20 protein-coding genes and 2 tRNA genes are annotated in these 16,945 nt (G+C 64.5%); 18 read left to right on the top strand and 4 right to left on the bottom strand.

Going from position 1 to position 16,945, the window contains the following annotated elements; translation table 11 throughout:
• The first annotated feature begins 27 nt into the window (after positions 1-27).
• The 18 genes from METRZ18153_RS0106415 to rpoS all read left to right on the top strand — a co-directional run bounded on the left by METRZ18153_RS0106415 (position 28) and on the right by rpoS (position 14,323).
• Positions 28-207, top strand: a complete 180-nt coding sequence (locus METRZ18153_RS0106415) for a hypothetical protein (RefSeq protein ID WP_051091699.1) — start codon at positions 28-30, stop codon at positions 205-207.
• Positions 204-614, top strand: coding sequence for a YdbL family probable chaperone protein (locus METRZ18153_RS0106420; protein WP_020163949.1), 411 nt, complete (start codon positions 204-206; stop codon positions 612-614). The genes METRZ18153_RS0106415 and METRZ18153_RS0106420 overlap by 4 nt, the downstream gene beginning before the upstream one ends.
• A 40-nt stretch (positions 615-654) precedes the next feature.
• Positions 655-1,446, top strand: coding sequence for a 3'-5' exonuclease (locus METRZ18153_RS0106425; protein ID WP_020163950.1), 792 nt, complete (start codon positions 655-657; stop codon positions 1,444-1,446).
• A 65-nt stretch (positions 1,447-1,511) separates the two neighbouring features.
• Positions 1,512-1,588, top strand: a tRNA-Val gene (locus tag METRZ18153_RS0106430).
• 196 nt (positions 1,589-1,784) lie between these two features.
• The gene (thrS, locus tag METRZ18153_RS0106435; protein WP_020163951.1) at positions 1,785-3,707 is read left to right on the top strand and encodes a threonine--tRNA ligase; all 1,923 of its coding nucleotides are present in this window, start codon (positions 1,785-1,787) and stop codon (positions 3,705-3,707) included.
• On the top strand, positions 3,670-4,257 hold the full coding sequence (gene infC / locus METRZ18153_RS0106440) for a translation initiation factor IF-3 (RefSeq protein WP_081629073.1): 588 nt from the start codon (positions 3,670-3,672) through the stop codon (positions 4,255-4,257). Before thrS ends, infC begins: the two co-directional genes overlap by 38 nt.
• A 164-nt stretch (positions 4,258-4,421) precedes the next feature.
• Positions 4,422-4,619 carry a 50S ribosomal protein L35 gene (gene rpmI / locus METRZ18153_RS0106445; RefSeq protein ID WP_019919094.1) on the top strand — a complete coding sequence of 66 codons (198 nt, stop codon included), beginning with the start codon at positions 4,422-4,424 and terminating at the stop codon, positions 4,617-4,619.
• Positions 4,620-4,631: 12 nt separating this feature from the next.
• Positions 4,632-4,991, top strand: coding sequence for a 50S ribosomal protein L20 (rplT, locus tag METRZ18153_RS0106450; RefSeq protein WP_024300567.1), 360 nt, complete (start codon positions 4,632-4,634; stop codon positions 4,989-4,991).
• A gap of 69 nt (positions 4,992-5,060) precedes the next feature.
• The gene (gene pheS / locus METRZ18153_RS0106455) at positions 5,061-6,092 is read left to right on the top strand and encodes a phenylalanine--tRNA ligase subunit alpha (RefSeq protein ID WP_020163954.1); all 1,032 of its coding nucleotides are present in this window, start codon (positions 5,061-5,063) and stop codon (positions 6,090-6,092) included.
• A gap of 12 nt (positions 6,093-6,104) precedes the next feature.
• Positions 6,105-8,474, top strand: coding sequence for a phenylalanine--tRNA ligase subunit beta (pheT, locus tag METRZ18153_RS0106460; protein WP_020163955.1), 2,370 nt, complete (start codon positions 6,105-6,107; stop codon positions 8,472-8,474).
• Positions 8,475-8,507: 33 nt separating this feature from the next.
• Complete coding sequence (locus tag METRZ18153_RS0106465) at positions 8,508-8,816, top strand: integration host factor subunit alpha (protein WP_008062640.1); 309 nt, start codon at positions 8,508-8,510, stop codon at positions 8,814-8,816.
• Positions 8,800-9,168, top strand: coding sequence for a MerR family transcriptional regulator (locus METRZ18153_RS0106470; protein ID WP_020163956.1), 369 nt, complete (start codon positions 8,800-8,802; stop codon positions 9,166-9,168). The genes METRZ18153_RS0106465 and METRZ18153_RS0106470 overlap by 17 nt, the downstream gene beginning before the upstream one ends.
• A gap of 67 nt (positions 9,169-9,235) precedes the next feature.
• Positions 9,236-9,312: transfer RNA gene (locus METRZ18153_RS0106475), tRNA-Pro, on the top strand.
• 141 nt (positions 9,313-9,453) lie between these two features.
• Positions 9,454-10,785: an SLC13 family permease gene (locus tag METRZ18153_RS0106480; protein ID WP_020163957.1), complete on the top strand. Its 1,332-nt coding sequence runs from the start codon at positions 9,454-9,456 to the stop codon at positions 10,783-10,785.
• Between the two features lie 220 nt (positions 10,786-11,005).
• On the top strand, positions 11,006-11,749 hold the full coding sequence (gene surE / locus METRZ18153_RS0106485; RefSeq protein WP_020163958.1) for a 5'/3'-nucleotidase SurE: 744 nt from the start codon (positions 11,006-11,008) through the stop codon (positions 11,747-11,749).
• Positions 11,746-12,402 (top strand): protein-L-isoaspartate(D-aspartate) O-methyltransferase, encoded by a 657-nt coding sequence (locus METRZ18153_RS0106490; RefSeq protein WP_019919015.1) that lies wholly within the window; start codon positions 11,746-11,748, stop codon positions 12,400-12,402. The genes surE and METRZ18153_RS0106490 overlap by 4 nt, the downstream gene beginning before the upstream one ends.
• Entirely contained in the window at positions 12,399-13,364 is a 966-nt protein-coding gene (locus METRZ18153_RS0106495) for a peptidoglycan DD-metalloendopeptidase family protein (protein ID WP_029143598.1), read from the top strand. The genes METRZ18153_RS0106490 and METRZ18153_RS0106495 overlap by 4 nt, the downstream gene beginning before the upstream one ends.
• Before the next feature lie 5 nt (positions 13,365-13,369).
• Entirely contained in the window at positions 13,370-14,323 is a 954-nt protein-coding gene (gene rpoS, locus METRZ18153_RS0106500) for an RNA polymerase sigma factor RpoS (protein WP_019919013.1), read from the top strand.
• Between the two features lie 394 nt (positions 14,324-14,717).
• Here the strand turns inward: rpoS and fliR are convergent, their stop codons facing one another.
• From fliR to fliO, 4 genes are read right to left on the bottom strand one after another with little or no spacing between them, the layout of a single operon-like run.
• On the bottom strand, positions 14,718-15,491 hold the full coding sequence (gene fliR / locus METRZ18153_RS0106505) for a flagellar biosynthetic protein FliR (RefSeq protein WP_019919012.1): 774 nt from the start codon (positions 15,489-15,491) through the stop codon (positions 14,718-14,720).
• Position 15,492: 1 nt separating this feature from the next.
• Positions 15,493-15,762, bottom strand: a complete 270-nt coding sequence (gene fliQ, locus METRZ18153_RS0106510; RefSeq protein ID WP_019919011.1) for a flagellar biosynthesis protein FliQ — start codon at positions 15,760-15,762, stop codon at positions 15,493-15,495.
• Between the two features lie 13 nt (positions 15,763-15,775).
• On the bottom strand, positions 15,776-16,528 hold the full coding sequence (fliP, locus tag METRZ18153_RS0106515) for a flagellar type III secretion system pore protein FliP (RefSeq protein WP_020163960.1): 753 nt from the start codon (positions 16,526-16,528) through the stop codon (positions 15,776-15,778).
• Positions 16,525-16,926, bottom strand: a complete 402-nt coding sequence (fliO, locus tag METRZ18153_RS0106520; protein WP_020163961.1) for a flagellar biosynthetic protein FliO — start codon at positions 16,924-16,926, stop codon at positions 16,525-16,527. The genes fliP and fliO overlap by 4 nt, the downstream gene beginning before the upstream one ends.
• Between the last annotated feature and the right edge of the window lie 19 nt (positions 16,927-16,945).

Consider the following 16,945-nt stretch of genomic DNA (forward strand, 5'->3'; position numbering starts at 1 on the left):
ATGAATGGAGACACGATGACGAATGCGATGACCAGGACGATCTGCCTGATGCTGACGGGTGCTGCGCTGTCGGCAGCGTGCGTCACCATCAATATCTATTTCCCCGCCGCTGCCGCAGAGAAGGCAGCCGACCGCATCATCGACGAGGTGTGGCAGCTGAAGAAGGAACAGGACAGCAAGGCCCAGCCGGAAGGAAGCCAGCAATGAACACACTGAAACGCATGGTCCTGCTCGGTGCGATGTGGGCGACGATGGCATGGGCGCAGGGCAATATCGAGATCAACACGCCGGCGATCAGCCAGATCAAGTCAAGCATGCAGGCAAGGCACACGCAGCTTGCACCGCATTACGCCTCCGGTGCAGTCGGTCTGGGGGCCGACGGCAACGTCGTGCTGCGCGATGCCAATGCAGTGCCGTTGGCGCAACGACAGGCGGTACAGGGCCTTGTCGCGCAGGAGAACACGGATCGCGCCGCGCTCTACCGCGAGATCGCCCGCGCCAACGGTCACCCGGAATGGGAGGCGGACATCCGCTCGACGTTTGCCCAGCGCTGGATCGAACGCGCGCAGTCGGGCTGGTACATCCAGTCCGGCGCTCAGTGGTCGCGCAAGTAAGCAAATTCGAACAACAACACAAAGTCATCACGGGATTTTCATGGCCGCCGTACTCGTATTCGATATCGAAAGCATTCCGGACATCGCCGGCATCCGCACGCTCAACAACCTGCCGGATGAGCTGTCCGACGCCGAGGTGGCGGAGTTCGCCTTCCAGCAGCGTCGTGCCGCGGTCGGTCACGACTTCCTGCCGCTGCACCTGCAGCGCGTGGTGGTGATCTCGTGTGCGCTGCGCGACGCGAAATCGTTGAAGGTGTGGTCGCTGTCCGAGCCGGAGAACGGCGAGGGCCAGATCATCCAGCGCTTCTACGAGGGCATCGAGAAGCTGACGCCGCAGATCGTGTCGTGGAACGGCGCCGGCTTCGACCTGCCGGTGCTGCACTACCGCGGCCTGATCCACGGCGTGACCGCACCGCGCTATTGGGAAATGGGCGAGGGCGACGGTCCGGACGCGCGCGAGTTCAAGTGGAACAACTACATCAGCCGCTATCACTCGCGCCATCTGGACCTGATGGATCTGCTCGCGCTGTATCAGGGCCGCGGCAATGCGCCGCTCGACGATCTGGCGAAGCTGATCGGTTTCCCAGGCAAGCTGGGCATGGATGGCTCGGCTGTATGGGGCGCCTGGCAGCGCGGCGAGATCGCTGGCATCCGCGATTACTGCGAAACGGACGTACTGAATACCTTCCTCGTGTTCCAGCGTTTCCAGCTGATGCGCGGCGTACTTGACCGCGCGCAGTACGACGCCGAGATCGCCTTCGTGCGCGAGTGGCTGGCGACCCAGCCGGGTGATCACTGGAAGGAATATCTGGCGGCGTGGAAAGCAGCCTGACTCGACTGGCGTGAAAAAATGTCTTGAACGGGGGCGAGATTTCGCTATACTTGCGCCCTCTCTTCAGGCGCGTAGCTCAGCTGGTTAGAGCACCACCTTGACATGGTGGGGGTCGTTGGTTCGAGTCCAATCGCGCCTACCAACACACACTGCAGGGCTTGAAAGGCAGCGTTATGACACCGCGAACTCGTTTCACCCCGGTATCGATCACTGCCTGAGGCCTGCAGCCAAAGACGCACGTTCTGACGTGCGCAGACAGAAAAGTGCGGCCCAGGCCGCACTTTTTTTTCGTCTGCAGATTCCATTACATCCCCGTTACCGATTTCCGGAGCAAGACCATGGTCAACATCACCCTGCCTGATGGTTCGGTCCGCAGTTTCGAATCCGCCGTGACCGTGCGCGACGTCGCCGCGTCCATCGGCGCAGGTCTTGCAAAGGCGGCTCTGGCCGGCCGCGTGGACGGCAAGCTCGTCGATACCTCCTTTGTCATCGAGAACGACGCGCAGCTGGCCATCGTGACCGACAAGGACGCCGACGGACTCGACATGATCCGCCACTCAACTGCTCACCTGCTGGCGTATGCGGTGAAGGAGCTGTTCCCGGACGCGCAAGTGACCATCGGCCCGGTGATCGACAACGGCTTCTATTACGACTTCTCGTACAAGCGCCCGTTCACGCCGGAAGATCTGGTGGCGATCGAGCAGCGCATGGCCGAACTGGCGAAGAAGGACATTCCGGTGTCGCGCGAGGTTTGGCAGCGTGACAAGGCGGTCGAGTTCTTCAAGTCCATCGGCGAGCACTACAAGGCGGAAATCATCGCGTCGATTCCGGCCGACCAGGACGTGTCGCTGTACCGCGAAGGCGATTTCATCGACCTGTGCCGCGGCCCGCACGTACCGTCCACTGGCAAGCTCAAGGTGTTCAAGCTGATGAAGGTGGCCGGCGCCTACTGGCGCGGTGACGCGAAGAACGAAATGCTCCAGCGCATCTACGGCACGGCCTGGGCGAAGAAGGATGAGCAGGACGCCTATCTGAACATGCTGGAAGAGGCGGAAAAGCGCGATCACCGTCGTCTGGCCAAGCAGCTCGACCTCTTCCACATGCAGGAAGAGGCGCCGGGCATGGTGTTCTGGCACCCGAAGGGCTGGGTGGTGTGGCAGCAGATCGAGCAGTACATGCGCCATGCGCTCGACCGCGCTGGCTACCGCGAAGTGAAGACGCCGCTGATGATGGACCGTGTGCTGTGGGAGAAGTCCGGCCACTGGGAGAACTACCGCGAGAACATGTTCACCACCGAGTCGGAGAAGCGTGACTACGCGGTGAAGCCGATGAACTGCCCGGGTCACGTGCAGATCTTCAACAACTCGCTGCATTCCTACCGCGACCTGCCGCTGCGCATCGCCGAATTCGGTTCCTGCCACCGCAACGAGCCGTCCGGCGCGCTGCATGGCCTGATGCGCGTGCGCGGTTTTGTGCAGGACGACGCGCACATCTTCTGTACCGAGGGCCAGATCACGTCGGAGGTGATCGCCTTCAACGAACTTCTGCAGACCGTGTATCGCGATTTCGGTTTCACCGACGTCGCGGTCAAGCTGTCGCTGCGTCCGCCGAAGCGGGCCGGTTCCGACGACGTGTGGGATCGCGCCGAAGCTGGCTTGCGCGACGCGCTGTCGGCGTCCGGCATGCAGTGGGAAGAACTGCCGGGCGAGGGCGCCTTCTATGGTCCGAAGATCGAGTACCACATCAAGGACGCGATCGGTCGCTCGTGGCAGTGCGGCACGCTGCAGCTCGATTTCGTGCTGCCTGAGCGTCTGTACGCCGAGTATGTGGCCGAGGACAACTCGCGTCAGCGTCCGGTCATGCTGCACCGCGCCGTGCTCGGTTCGCTCGAGCGTTTCATCGGCATCCTGATCGAAAACCACGCCGGAAACTTCCCTTTGTGGCTCGCGCCGGTGCAGGCGGTCGTGATGAGCATCACCGAAGCTCAGGCCGATTACGCTCAAACCGTTGCAAATGCGCTACGCGACGCCGGTCTGCGCGTCGAATGCGATTTGCGCGGAGAGAAAATAAACTATAAAATCCGCGAACATAGCTTGCAAAAGCTGCCTTACCAGATTGTCGTAGGCGACAAGGAGAAGGCAGCGAACGTGGTGGCCGTGCGTGCCCGCGGAAATATCGATCTCGGGCAGATGCCTTTGAGCGACCTGATTCAGCGTTTCGCTGATGAAATCGCTTCCCGGGGCATCGATCGCACGGCTTGATTTTTTTCGTCTCGGGAGTACGAGCATCAGTCAGCAAAAATCGCAGCGCACCAATTCGGAGATCAACGCCCCTGAAATCCGCCTCGTAGGCGACGAGGGCGAACAGCTTGGAATCATGTCTTCACGCCAGGCATTGGCCATGGCGGAAGAGGCTGGCCTTGATCTGGTCGAAATTGCGCCGCTTGCCAAGCCGCCGGTCTGTCGTCTGATGGACTTCGGCAAGTTCAAGTACCAGGAAGCCAAGCGCGCTGCCGAGGCGAAAGCCAAGCAGAAGCAGATCCAGGTCAAGGAAGTCAAGTTCCGTCCGGGTACGGACGAGGGTGACTACCAGATCAAGCTGCGCAACCTGACGCGCTTCCTTCAGGACGGCGACAAGGCGAAGGTCACCCTTCGTTTCCGCGGTCGTGAAATGGCGCACCAGGAGTTCGGTATCCGCCTGCTTGAGCGCGTGAAGACGGATCTCGAAGCACTGGCTGTGGTCGAGCAGTTTCCGAAGCTTGAAGGGCGACAGTTGATCATGGTGCTGGCTCCCCAGAAGAAGAAGGTCTGACCGACGCTTCTCAGGAATCTGCCGGGGTGATACCCGGCGATGCGCGAGGCAAAAGCCTCGCGTCGCCGACACATCAGTGTCGGCAAAACAAGTATTCACGGGTCTGAAAGTGCAGCGAGGGGTTCGCGGCCACCTGTGAAGATGACATAAATGGAGTTTTTGTCATGCCCAAGATGAAGACCAAGAAGGGCGCTGCAAAGCGCTTCAAGGTCCGGGCGAGCGGCAGCATCAAGCGTTCGCAGGCGTTCAAGCGCCACATCCTCACCAAGAAGACCACCAAGTCGAAGCGTCAGCTTCGCGGTACGACGGCGGTGCACGCCACGGACGACGCACGCGTCCGCAACATGTTGCCCTACGCATAAGGAGGCCGAACCATGCCGAGAGTGAAACGTGGCGTGACGGCACGTGCCCGTCATAAGAAAGTTCTTGACCAGGCCAAGGGTTACCGCGGCCGTCGCAACAGTGTCTACCGGATCGCCAAAGAAGCGGTGATGAAGGCGGGGCAGTATGCCTACCGCGACCGTCGTCAACGCAAGCGTCAGTTCCGTTCGCTGTGGATCGTGCGTATCAACGCCGCCGCACGTGAGCTGGGCATGACCTACTCCACGCTGATCAACGGCCTGAACAAGGCGTCGATCCAGGTGGACCGCAAGGTGCTGGCTGACCTCGCCGTGTTCGACAAGGCTGCGTTTGCCGCCATTGCGAACCAGGCCAAGGCCAAGCTCGCCGCCTGAGCGTCCCGTACGCAAAAAAAGGAGGCCAGGCCTCCTTTTTTTGTCCCTGAAATACCCGGGTAGAAGTCGATGAGTGATCTGGAAGCCCTTGTTTCTCAAGCTGAATCCGATTTTTCTGCCGCGGCCGACGCGGTCGTGCTCGAGCAGGTCAAGGCGCGCTACCTCGGCAAGTCGGGCAGCCTGACCGAACTGCTCAAGGGGCTGGGCAAGCTCGATCCCGAAGCGCGCAAGGAAGCGGGTGCGGCGATCAACGTCGCCAAGCAGAAGGTCGAGGCGGCACTGGAGGCGCGTCGCGACGCGCTGCGCCGTGCCGCACTGGAAGCGCGGCTCGCGGAAGAAGCGCTGGACGTCACGCTGCCCGGCCGTGGCCGCAGTCGCGGCGGTCTGCATCCGGTATCGCGCACGCTGGAGCGCATCGAAACGCTGTTCCGCGGCATCGGCTTCGACGTCGCGGATGGCCCGGAGATCGAAACCGACTTCCATAACTTCACCGCGTTGAACACGCCGGAAAATCACCCCGCGCGTTCGATGCACGACACCTTCTATCTGGAAGGTGCCAGCGACGTCATGCTGCGCACCCATACGAGCCCGATCCAGGTGCGCTACATGCAGGCGCACGTGGCGCGTCATGCGGGCGCCGACGTGATGCCGGAAATCCGCATCATCGCGCCGGGCCGTGTCTATCGCGTCGATTCCGATGCCACGCATTCGCCGATGTTCCATCAGGTCGAAGGCCTGTGGGTCGGTGAATCGGTCAGCTTCGCCGACCTGAAGGGTGTGGTGAGCGACTTCCTGCACCGCTTCTTCGAAACCGATCAGCTGGACGTGCGCTTCCGTCCGTCCTTTTTCCCGTTTACCGAGCCGTCGGCGGAAATCGATGTCGCCTTCATGAGCGGGCCGCTGGCCGGGCGCTGGCTGGAGATCGCCGGCTGCGGCATGGTGCATCCGAACGTGCTCGGCCACTGCGGCATCGACGCCGAACGCTACACCGGTTTCGCCTTTGGCTTCGGCCCGGATCGCCTGACCATGCTGCGTTATGGCATCAATGACCTGCGCCTGTTCTATGACGGTGACGTGCGCTTCCTGAGCCAGTTCCGCTGAGGTTTCACTGACATGCAATTTTCCGAAAAGTGGTTGCGCAGCTTTGTCGATCCAGAGATCGACACCGCCGCGCTGTCTCACCTGCTGACGATGGCCGGCCTCGAAGTCGAGGAACTGGATCCGGCAGCGGCGGCCTTCACCAGCGTCGTGGTTGCGGAAGTGCTGTCGGTGGCACCGCACCCGGACGCGGATCGCCTGCGCGTCTGCCAGGTCAATGCCGGCGGCGAGCCGTTGCAGATCGTCTGTGGCGCGCCGAACGTCGCCGCAGGCATGAAGGTGCCCTGCGCCATCGTGGGTGCGAAATTGCCGGGCATCGACATCAAGCGCGCCAAGCTGCGCGGTGTCGAAAGCAGCGGCATGCTGTGTTCGGCACGGGAACTGGGCATCTCGGAAGAGGCCTCCGGTCTGCTCGCGCTGCCGGCCGATGCGCCGGTGGGCACCAGCATCCGTGAATACCTCGATCTCGATGACAATGTGTTCGTCATCAAGCTCACGCCCAACCGGGCGGACTGCTTCGGCATGACCGGCATCGCCCGCGAGGTCGCAGCGCTGACCGGTGCGCCGCTGAGCCTGCCGACAGTTGCCTCCGCACCGGTGAGCATCGCCGACGTGCTGCCGGTGAAGGTCGAGCACGCCGATCTGTGTGGTCGCTTTTCAGGCCGCGTCATCCGAGGCGTCAACGCCCGTGCGGCGACGCCGGATTGGATGAAGCGCCGCCTGGAGCGTGCCGGCATGCGCTCGATTTCGGTGCTGGTCGACATTTCCAATTACGTCATGCTGGAAATGAACCGCCCGAACCACGTGTTCGATCTTGATCGCGTGCAGGGCGGCCTGCATGTGCGCTGGGCGAAGGCGGGCGAAAAGCTGGTGCTGCTGAATGAACAGACCATCGAACTCACCACCGATTGCGGCGTGATCGCCGACGACGCCGGTGTCGAAAGCTTTGCCGGCATCATGGGCGGCGCGTCGACCTCGTGCACCGACGACACGCGCAATGTCTATGTCGAGGCCGCCTTCTGGCTGCCCGATGCGATCCAGGGCCGTGCCCGTCGTTACGCCTTCTCCAGCGAAGCGGCACACCGCTTCGAGCGTGGCGTCGACTTCGCCGACACGGTGGCCGGCGTCGAGCGCGTCAGTCAGCTCATCCTTGAGTTGTGTGGCGGCCAGGCTGGTCCGGTCGATGACCAGATCACCGCACTGCCGTCGCGCGATCCGGTGCGCCTGCGTCCGGCCCGCGCGGCGCGTGTGCTTGGCATCCGTTTCAGCGAGGACCAGATCGCTGCGCTGCTCGGCCGCCTCGGCCTTGCATTCACGCGCGACGGTGCTGATTTCATCGTGCAGCCGCCGAGCTGGCGCTTCGATCTGCGCATCGAGGAAGACCTGATCGAGGAACTGGCGCGTCTGCACGGCTACGACAACATTCCGACCGTGCCGCCGGTGGGTCGCCTGGCGATGCCGGTGCTGCCGGAAGCGCAACGCGGCGCGTTTGCGCTGCGTCACCTGCTGGCTGACCGCGATTACCAGGAGGTGATCAATTTCGCCTTCGTCGAACGTCGCTGGGAAAGCGACTTCGCAGGCAACGATGCGCCGGTCGTGCTCGCCAATCCGATCGCCAGCCAGATGTCGGTCATGCGCTCGACGCTGATTGGTGGGTTGGTCGACAACGTCGCCACCAACCGCCGTCGTCAGACCGAGCGCGTGCGGGTGTTCGAGATCGGCCGCTGTTTCGCGAAGGATGCCGGTGCCCAGCCGGTTGCCGGCTATGCACAGACGCTGCGTATCGCGGCGCTGGCCTGGGGCGGTGACAGTGCCGAACAGTGGGGCGTCGCTACGCGCGCGGTCGACTTCTTCGACGTGAAGGCCGATGTCGAAGCGCTGCTGTGGCCGCGTCAGGCGACCTTCGCGGTGGCGCGACATCCGGCGTTGCATCCGGGGCGATCTGCGTCGGTCAGCCTCGACGGACAGGTCATCGGCTGCATCGGAGAGCTGCACCCGGAACTGGTCCAGCGTTACGAGCTGGGTTCGGCGCCGGTGCTGTTCGAACTCGATCTCGAACCGCTGCTCGAAGTGCCGATGCCGGCACATCGCACGCTGTCGCGTCAGCCCTCGGTGCGTCGCGATATCGCGCTGCTGCTGCCGCGGACGACCGCCGCATCGGCTGTGCTCGACGGTCTGCGCAGCGTCGCGCCAGGCATCGTGCAGGAGATCGCACTGTTCGACCTGTATCAGGGCAAAGGCATTGCAGATACGGAAAAAAGCTTTGCTTTCCGTATACTTATGCAAGATACTGAACGTACTTTGGCGGACGCGGAAGTCGACGCGGCCGTGCAGGAACTGGTGAGCTATGCACAGCGTGAGTTCGGGGCAAGGCTGCGCGCCTGAGGCGGCAGGGCGACAGGAGTTGAAGGGAGCCGCATGACCACACTGACCAAGGCCGAACTGGCGGAGATGCTGTTCGAACAAGTAGGGCTGAACAAGCGCGAAGCCAAAGATATGGTCGAAGCATTTTTTGACGAGATCCGCGACGCGCTTGAAAGCGGCGACGGCGTGAAGCTGTCGGGCTTCGGCAATTTCCAGCTGCGCGACAAGCCGCAGCGGCCCGGCCGCAACCCGAAAACCGGCGAAGAGATTCCGATTACGGCGCGGCGCGTCGTCACCTTTCATGCCAGTCAGAAACTGAAGTCGGCAGTCGAGGGCATCGCCTACGATGGAAACGACGAATAAGGAATCGCAGGCGCTGCCTGCAATTCCTGCCAAGCGCTATTTCACGATCGGCGAGGTCAGCGAACTGTGCGGCGTGAAGCCGCACGTGCTGCGCTACTGGGAACAGGAATTCACCCAGCTCAAGCCGGTGAAGCGGCGCGGCAACCGGCGCTACTACCAGCACCACGAAGTGCTGCTGGTGCGCCGTATCCGCCAGTTGCTGTACGAGGAAGGCTTCACCATCAGCGGTGCGCGCAACCGGCTCGACGATTCCGATCCCCGCGCGGCGGCAGCCGACGCTGCATCGACCGGCGGAATCGACGTCGCGGCGCTGCGCAGCGAACTCGAAGCGCTGCGCGATCTGTTGAGCTGAACGTATTCATTTTTAGTGCATCGCGGCCCCGCAAGCGGCAGTCCGCTGTTATACTTGCAGGCTGAGTCGGGGCGTAGCGCAGCCTGGTAGCGCACTTGCATGGGGTGCAAGGGGTCGCGAGTTCGAATCCCGCCGCCCCGACCATTTGTTTGTTTCCGGCAGTGCTGATGCGCTGGCCGATCTGCTCAAGCCGTTCCGTTCAGGAACGGCTTTTTGCTTTCTGGCGGTCACTGCGGCAGAGCGTTGTCGGCCACGCCGTCGTACCGCTCGGCACGGAGGAAGTCCATGCGCATGTCCGCGCAGATGACCGGCGGCGTTGTGGGGACGTTGATCGCGCTGGCGGTCTATGTCCTGGGTCCGGCCGGTGACACGCTGCGCGCCGGTCTGGCCATCTTCGTGTTCATCGGCGCACTGTGGCTGACCCAGGCGCTGCCGCTGACTCTCACCGCACTGCTTGTGCCGGTGTGCGCTGTGCTGTCGGGCCTGATGAGTGTGCAGCAGGCGCTCGCGCCCTTTGCCCATCCCATCATTTTCCTGTTCCTCGGTGGCTTCGCGCTCGCCGCCGCATTGTCGCGGCATGGCCTCGATCGACTGCTCGCACGTCGCGTAATGGCGCTCGCCGGCGGACGTCGTCTGCGCGCGCATTTGCTGCTGTTCGGGCTCGTTGCTGCGCTGTCGATGTGGATCAGCAACACGGCGGCGGCCGTCATGGCGCTGCCGCTCGCGCTCGGACTGCTGCCCGCCACGGCGGATGCGCGCGAGCGCACCTTCGTGCTTCTCGGGGTCGCCTACAGCGCCAGCATAGGCGGCATCGGCACCCTGGTAGGCAGCCCGCCGAACGCCATCGCGGCGGCGCAGGCCGGAATCGGCTTCGCCGAGTGGATGCGCTTCGGCATTCCCGCGGTGTTGCTGCTGATGCCGCTGATGGTCGGTGTGCTGTGGTTGCTGTTGCGGCCACCTGTCGACGGCGACGCGCCCTTGCTAACAGAGGAGCATTACGCGTGGACACCGGGCGCGCTTCTGACGCTCGTCGTGTTTGCCTGCGCGGTGCTGGCCTGGGTGTTCGGCGCACCGCTGGGTCGCCTGCTCGGCGTGGCCGGCGACATCGATGCGCTGATCGCGTTGATCGTGCTGAGTGCACTCGTGGCGGGCCGGGCGGTCGAGTGGAAGGACGTCGAGCGGCAGACCGAGTGGGGCGTGCTGCTGCTGTTCGGCGGCGGGCTTGCACTTGGTGCCGTGCTCGGAAGCAGCGGTGCAAGCAGCTATCTGTCCGACCGTCTGCTGAGCGTGATGGCCGACGCGCCGGGCTGGCTGATCGTGCTCGGCGTGGTGGCCTTCGTGGTCATGTTGACGGAGCTGGTGAGCAATACCGCTACTGCGGCGCTGCTGGTGCCCTTGCTCGTTGCGCTGGCACCCGATGTCGGCCTCGATCCGCGGGGACTGGCGGTGGCCGCGGCGATTTCGGCGTCCTGTGCCTTCATGCTGCCGGTCGCAACGCCGCCGAACGCTCTGGTGTTCGGCACCGGCGCCGTCGCGGCGCGCGACATGATGCGGTGCGGGCTGCTGCTCAACCTGGTCTGCATCCTGGTGATCTCCGCTCTCGTCGGCGTACTCTGAACGCGTCCGGACGGCTGTGCGCGGCGCCGTGCTATAGTCCGCGGCTGATTTCGCGGGGCTCCGGCAGGGCGTGCGGCGGTGTGCCGGCAAGCCCGACGGCAAGGCCTCGCGCCGTTTTCCCATGTGCGTCGCCGACATCCGGACCGCAATCCGGCCGCAGCTCCGGCGCACTCGACCGGCACCCAGGCGTCCGGTCGCAACCTTCGTTCCGCAGCCTTTCATGCGCATCCTGTTGTCCAACGACGACGGCTACTTTGCCCCCGGCCTCGAGGCGCTTGCCCGTGCGCTGACAGAGGTCGGTGATGTGACCGTCGTGGCCCCCGAGGCCGACCGCAGCGGCGCCAGCAATTCCCTTACGCTGGACCGCCCCCTCATCCTGCGCCGCGCGCGCAACGGTTTCTATTATGTCAATGGCACGCCGTCGGACTGCGTGCATCTGGCCGTGACCGGCATGCTCGACCATCTGCCGGACATCGTCGTGTCCGGCATCAACGACGGCGCGAACATGGGCGACGACACGATCTACTCGGGCACCGTCGCCGCCGCCACCGAGGGCTTTCTGCTGGGCGTGCCGGCCATCGCGATGTCGATGACACGCAAGGGCAGTGCGCACTACGAAACCGCTGCCCGCATCGCCTGCGACCTGGTGCGCCGCCTGACCGAGCGACCCTTTGCGGCGCCGGTGCTGCTCAATGTGAACGTGCCCGACCTGTCGACCGAGGAACTGAAGGGGATACAGATCACCCGCCTGGGTCGGCGCCACAAGGCGGAACCGGTGGTGCGCACGATCAACCCGCGCAACGAGACTGTTTACTGGGTCGGCGCCGCAGGTGCCGCGCAGGACGCTGGCGACGGCACCGACTTCCACGCAACGGCGAACGGCTTTGCGTCGATCACGCCGCTGCAGATCGACCTCACGCACGTGGCCCAGATGGGGCAGGTCCGGGACTGGCTGGGCGCATGACGTCGAAGGACGAGAGCCTCGCGCTGACGCGCGCACGGGCGCGCATGGTCGATCGACTGCGTGCGTCAGGCATCCGCGACGAGGGCGTGCTGGCGGCAATGCAGGCCATTCCGCGCCATCAGTTCGTCGAAGAGGCGCTGCGCAGCCGTGCCTACGAAGATACAGCGCTGCCGCTCGGTTATCAGCAGACCATTTCGCAGCCCTTCATCGTCGCGCGCATGATTGAACTTCTGCGCGTCGGCGGACGTCCTCTCGGCAAGACGCTGGAGGTCGGTGCGGGTTGCGGCTATCAGGCCGCCGTATTGTCGAAGCTGGCAAAGGACGTCTACGCGGTCGAGCGCATCGCGCCGCTGCTCGAACTGGCCAAGCGCAATCTGCGTCCGCTGCGTCTGCCCAATGTGCGCTTGAAACATGCGGATGGCACGGTCGGTCTGGCCGCCGAAGCGCCCTTCGATACAATCATCGTCGCCGCGGCGGCCACCACCGTTCCGATGCCGCTGCTCGAGCAGCTGGCCGAAGGCGGCCGCCTCATCCTGCCGGTGGGCGCCGGCGACCAGACGCTGCGCATGATCGAGCATCAGCCGCAGCATCGCTTTGTCGAATCGAAACTGGATGCGGTGCGCTTCGTACCGCTCCTACCGGGGGTTGAATGAATAGAAGGCTGTGTGCGCTGTCCGTCGTGAGCCTGCTGCTGGCCGCGTGCGCCGGCACGCGTCCGGCTCCGGTGGAGGACCGCACTTCGGCGCCGGCAGCCGCACCGACGGCTGCGCCTGCGGTGACCGCAGCGCCGGCCACACGTGCCGGCTTCCACATCGTGTCCAAGGGCGAGACGCTCTACAGCATTGCGCTGGAGCATGGTCAGGACTGGCGTGATCTGGTCATCTGGAACCGCATCGAGAATCCCAATCTGATCCGCGTCGGACAGGAACTGCGCGTTGCGCCGCCTGAGGGCGCGGTCGAAATACGTCCCATCGTGACGCCGGGAGCGGTCGAGTCCCGACCGCTCGAGCCGGCGCCGCAGCAAGCGGCGGCAACTGCTGCAGCGACCGCGGAACCGGCCAACAGCACCGTGCTGAAGCGTGAGCCGCGCGGTGGCGTCGAAGCCTATTCGGAAGAGGCGCTGGCGCGCATGAAGGGGGCGCCACTGGCAGCCGCCACCGTGGCACCGACACCGGCTGCTGCAGCGGCCGCGACGACGCCGGCAACGCCCGTCGTCGCGCCCGAGTCGTCCCGCTCGGAGGACGGTATCGAATGGAGCTGGCCGGCACAGGGCCGCATCATCGGCCGCTTCGGGGAAGGATCGAGCAAGGGCGTGGACGTCAGCGGCAAGCTTGGTGATCCGGTGCTCGCCGCGGCCGGCGGACGTGTCGTGTATGCGGGCGAGGCGATGCGCGGTTATGGCAAACTGGTCATCATCAAGCATGACAACACCTATCTGTCCGCGTACGCGCACAACAGCAGAATCCTGGTTCAGGAACGCGATACGGTGAAACGCGGACAAAGGATAGCCGAGCTCGGTGACACCGATACCGAAGCCGGCAAGCCCCGGCTGCACTTCGAAATACGGCGCCAGGGCAAGCCCGTCGATCCGCTGAAGTATCTGCCACCGAGATAGCCGCCATGTCCGATCTGTCGCTGCCTGATGATGCCGAACCCGTCGAGCCCATCGAGGACGACGCGGCGATCAGCGACATCGATACACCGGAAGCGGTGGTCGAGGCGGTCGAGCCCGCCGAGGCGGAGTTCTTCGGCGACGCGACCCAGCTCTACCTGAACGAGATCGGCGCCAACCCGCTGCTGACGCCGGAAGAGGAGCTGTCGCTGTCGCGCCGCGTGCGCCTCGGCGACTTCGAGGCGCGGCAGATCATGATCGAGCGCAACCTGCGCCTGGTCGTCAATATCGCCAAGCATTACCTGAACCGCGGCATGCCGCTGCTCGATCTGGTCGAGGAGGGCAATCTCGGCCTGATCCACGCTCTGGAGAAATTCGATCCCGAGCGCGGTTTCCGCTTCTCGACCTACGCCACCTGGTGGATACGGCAGAACATCGAGCGCGCGATCATGAACCAGTCGCGCACGATACGGCTGCCGGTACATGTGGTGAAGGAGCTGAACCAGGTGCTGCGCGCAATGCGCAGCCTGGAGTCGCGCAGCGGCGGCGACTGCTGCGCCGAGGACATCGCTCAGCTGCTGGCCAAGCCGGTCGAGGACGTCCGGCACATCCTGTCGTTGAACGAACACACCGCCTCGCTCGACGCGCCGCTGGACATCGACCCTTCGCTGTCCATCGGCGAATCGCTGGCCGATGACGAGCAGGACGGGCCGGACGTGCAGATCCAGAACGCGGAAATCGGCTCACTCGTACACACCTGGATTTCGCAGCTCGGTGACAAGCAGCGCACGGTGATCGAGTACCGCTACGGCATCAATGGCTGCGAGATCGCGACGCTGGAAGAGCTGGCCGAACGGCTGGGGCTGACGCGGGAGCGGGTGCGCCAGATCCAGCTCGAAGCGCTGGCGCAGCTGCGCAAGATATTGCGGCGGGCGGGGGTGTCGAGGGACGTGTTGTTGTAGATTCCTGAGTGGCTCTCCCGCGCTTGCGGGCGCTTCGTGCTCAGTGATGCGACGGCGTCTCTTCTGACCGCGACGCGGCGGGTGATGCCGCATCGTGTCGGGTTCAAGCGACACCCGCGTTGAGTCGGCAAGGATGGCGCGCGAAGCCCCATTTGAAGGAGTGCCGGCCTTGCATGGCCGGCCCGTTCAGCGGGCGCGATCACGGGGATGCCTTCTGATGATGTCCGCGCCGATCAACCAACCCAGGGCCGGCTTTGCACAGCCGGCCCGTTCGTCAGGCGCGATCACGGGCATGCCTTCTGCGTATGCCCGCGCTGATCGACGACCCCAGGGCTGGCCCTGCATGGCCAGCCCGTTCAGCGGGCGCGGCGCAGTGCGCCGCGAAACCCCCGCTTCACCCCATCGCCAATTGCGCTACGGTGCGCAGGCCGTAGTCGAACAGTTGCTGTAGCGCCGGGGCGAAGAAGGGCATCGACAGCAGCAGCATGACGAAGCCGGCGATCAGCGTGACCGGGAAGCCGATCGCGAACAGGTTCAGCGTCGGTGCAGCGCGGGTCAGCACGGCCAGTGCGATGTTCACCACCAGCAGCGCCGCGATCACCGGCAGTGCGAGCATCACGCCGGCCGAGAAGATGGTGCTTCCCCAGCGTGCGATCGCCATCCAGCCGTTGGCCGGGAACAGGTCGGCGCCGACCGGCCACCACTCGAAGCTGTTGCCGATCACCGCCAGCAACATCAGGTGGCCGTTGATCGACAGGAAGATGAGCATCGCGAGCAGGCCGAGAAACTCCGAAATCACCGGCGACTGCGCGGCGTTGTCCGGGTCGTAGAACATCGCGAAGCCCAGACCCATCTGCAGACCGATCAGTTCGCCTGCCAGATCGATCGCGGTAAACACGACGCGCATCGAGAAGCCGAGCGCGATGCCGATCAGCATCTGCTGCAGCAATGCGAGCAGACCCGGCCACGAGCCGACGATCAGTCCCGAGGGCGGCAGCGCCGGGATCAGCGCCAGCGTCATCGCCGCGCCGAAACCCATGCGGATGCGTGCCGGAATCGCGCGGTTGCTCAGGATGGGGGCGGTCGCGATCAGCCCCAGGATGCGGGCCAGCGGAAACAGGAAGCCCGCCATCCACAGGTCGAGCTGGGCGGCGGACAGATTGATCACGTCAGCCGATCAGCGACGGAATGGACGTGTAGAGCCGGCGGATATAGTCGGTCATCAGCGTGATCATCCACGGACCGGCCAGCACGATGACCAGGAACACCGCGATCAGCTTCGGGATGAAGGAAAGCGTCATTTCGTTTACCTGGGTCGCCGCCTGGAAGATGCTGACGAGCAGGCCGGTCACCAGCGCGGCGCCCAGCATCGGCGCAGAGATGATGAGCAGGATTTCGACCGCGTGGCGGCCGATGTCGACGACGGTGGTCGGGGTCATGGGATGAGCTCCTTCAGATCTGGCCGAAGCTGGACACCAGCGTGCCGAGTATCAGATTCCAGCCATCGACCAGCACGAACAGCATCAGCTTGAACGGCAGCGACACGATGACCGGCGACATCATCATCATGCCCATCGACATCAGCACCGACGCGACCACCATGTCGATGATGATGAACGGGATGAATACGATGAAGCCGATCTGGAACGCGGTCTTCAGCTCCGACGTGACGTAGGCGGGCACGACGACGCGCATCGGCAGTTCTTCCTGGCTGGCCACCTTGGGCGTGTTCGACAAACGCATGAACAGCTCGACATCGGGCTCGCGCACCTGCTTCAGCATGAAGGCCTTCAGCGGCTTCGAGCCGATGTCCAGCGCCTGTTCGAAGGTGATGCGGTTCTCCGACAGCGGCTGGTAGGCATTGGCATAGATCTGCTCGCCGACCGGCGCCATGATGAAGAAGGTGAGGAACATCGCCAGCCCGATCAGCACCTGGTTGGGCGGGCTGCTCTGCGTGCCGATGGCCTGGCGCATCAGCGACAGCACGATGATGATGCGGGTGAAGCTGGTCATCATCAGCAGCACCGCCGGCAGGAAGGACAGACTGGTCAGCAGCAGCAGCGTCTGTATCGACAGCGACCAGTTGGTACCGCCGCCGGGCGCCGGCGTGCTGGTCAGCGCCGGCATCGACTGCGCCAGCGCCTCCGGGGCGAGCGCGGCGGCAATCACGCCGACGCCAAACAGCGGATGCAGGCGGCGCGTCATGAGCGGGGCGCCTTCAGCCGGGCGAGCAGCGCGCCAAAATCCGGGGCGGCCGGCTGTGCGCTGTCCTGCTGCAATTCACCGCGCGGCAGCGTGGCGATGCCGGTGACCGAACCCGGGGCGACGCCGACCACCAGCCAGTGCTCGCCGATTTCGAGCAGCAGCACGCGCTCGCGCGAGCCGACCGCGATGCCGCCGACCGTGCGTATCGGTGCTGGCCCGGCCAGCTTGCCGCCGGAAATGCGGCGCAGCAGCCACAGCACCGCGAACAGCGCCGCCAGCACGAGGCCGAGCGCGCCCAGCATCTGGATCACCGCGCCGGCGCCACTTGGCGGCGTCGCGGGGGCAGCCGCGTCGGCGGCGTGCAATGCGCCACTCGATGCGAGCAACAGGAAAGCCATGCGTATCTTCATGGCCGCA

Origin of the sequence: Methyloversatilis discipulorum (genome assembly GCF_000385375.1) — a bacterium.
Taxonomy (GTDB): domain Bacteria; phylum Pseudomonadota; class Gammaproteobacteria; order Burkholderiales; family Rhodocyclaceae; genus Methyloversatilis; species Methyloversatilis discipulorum_A.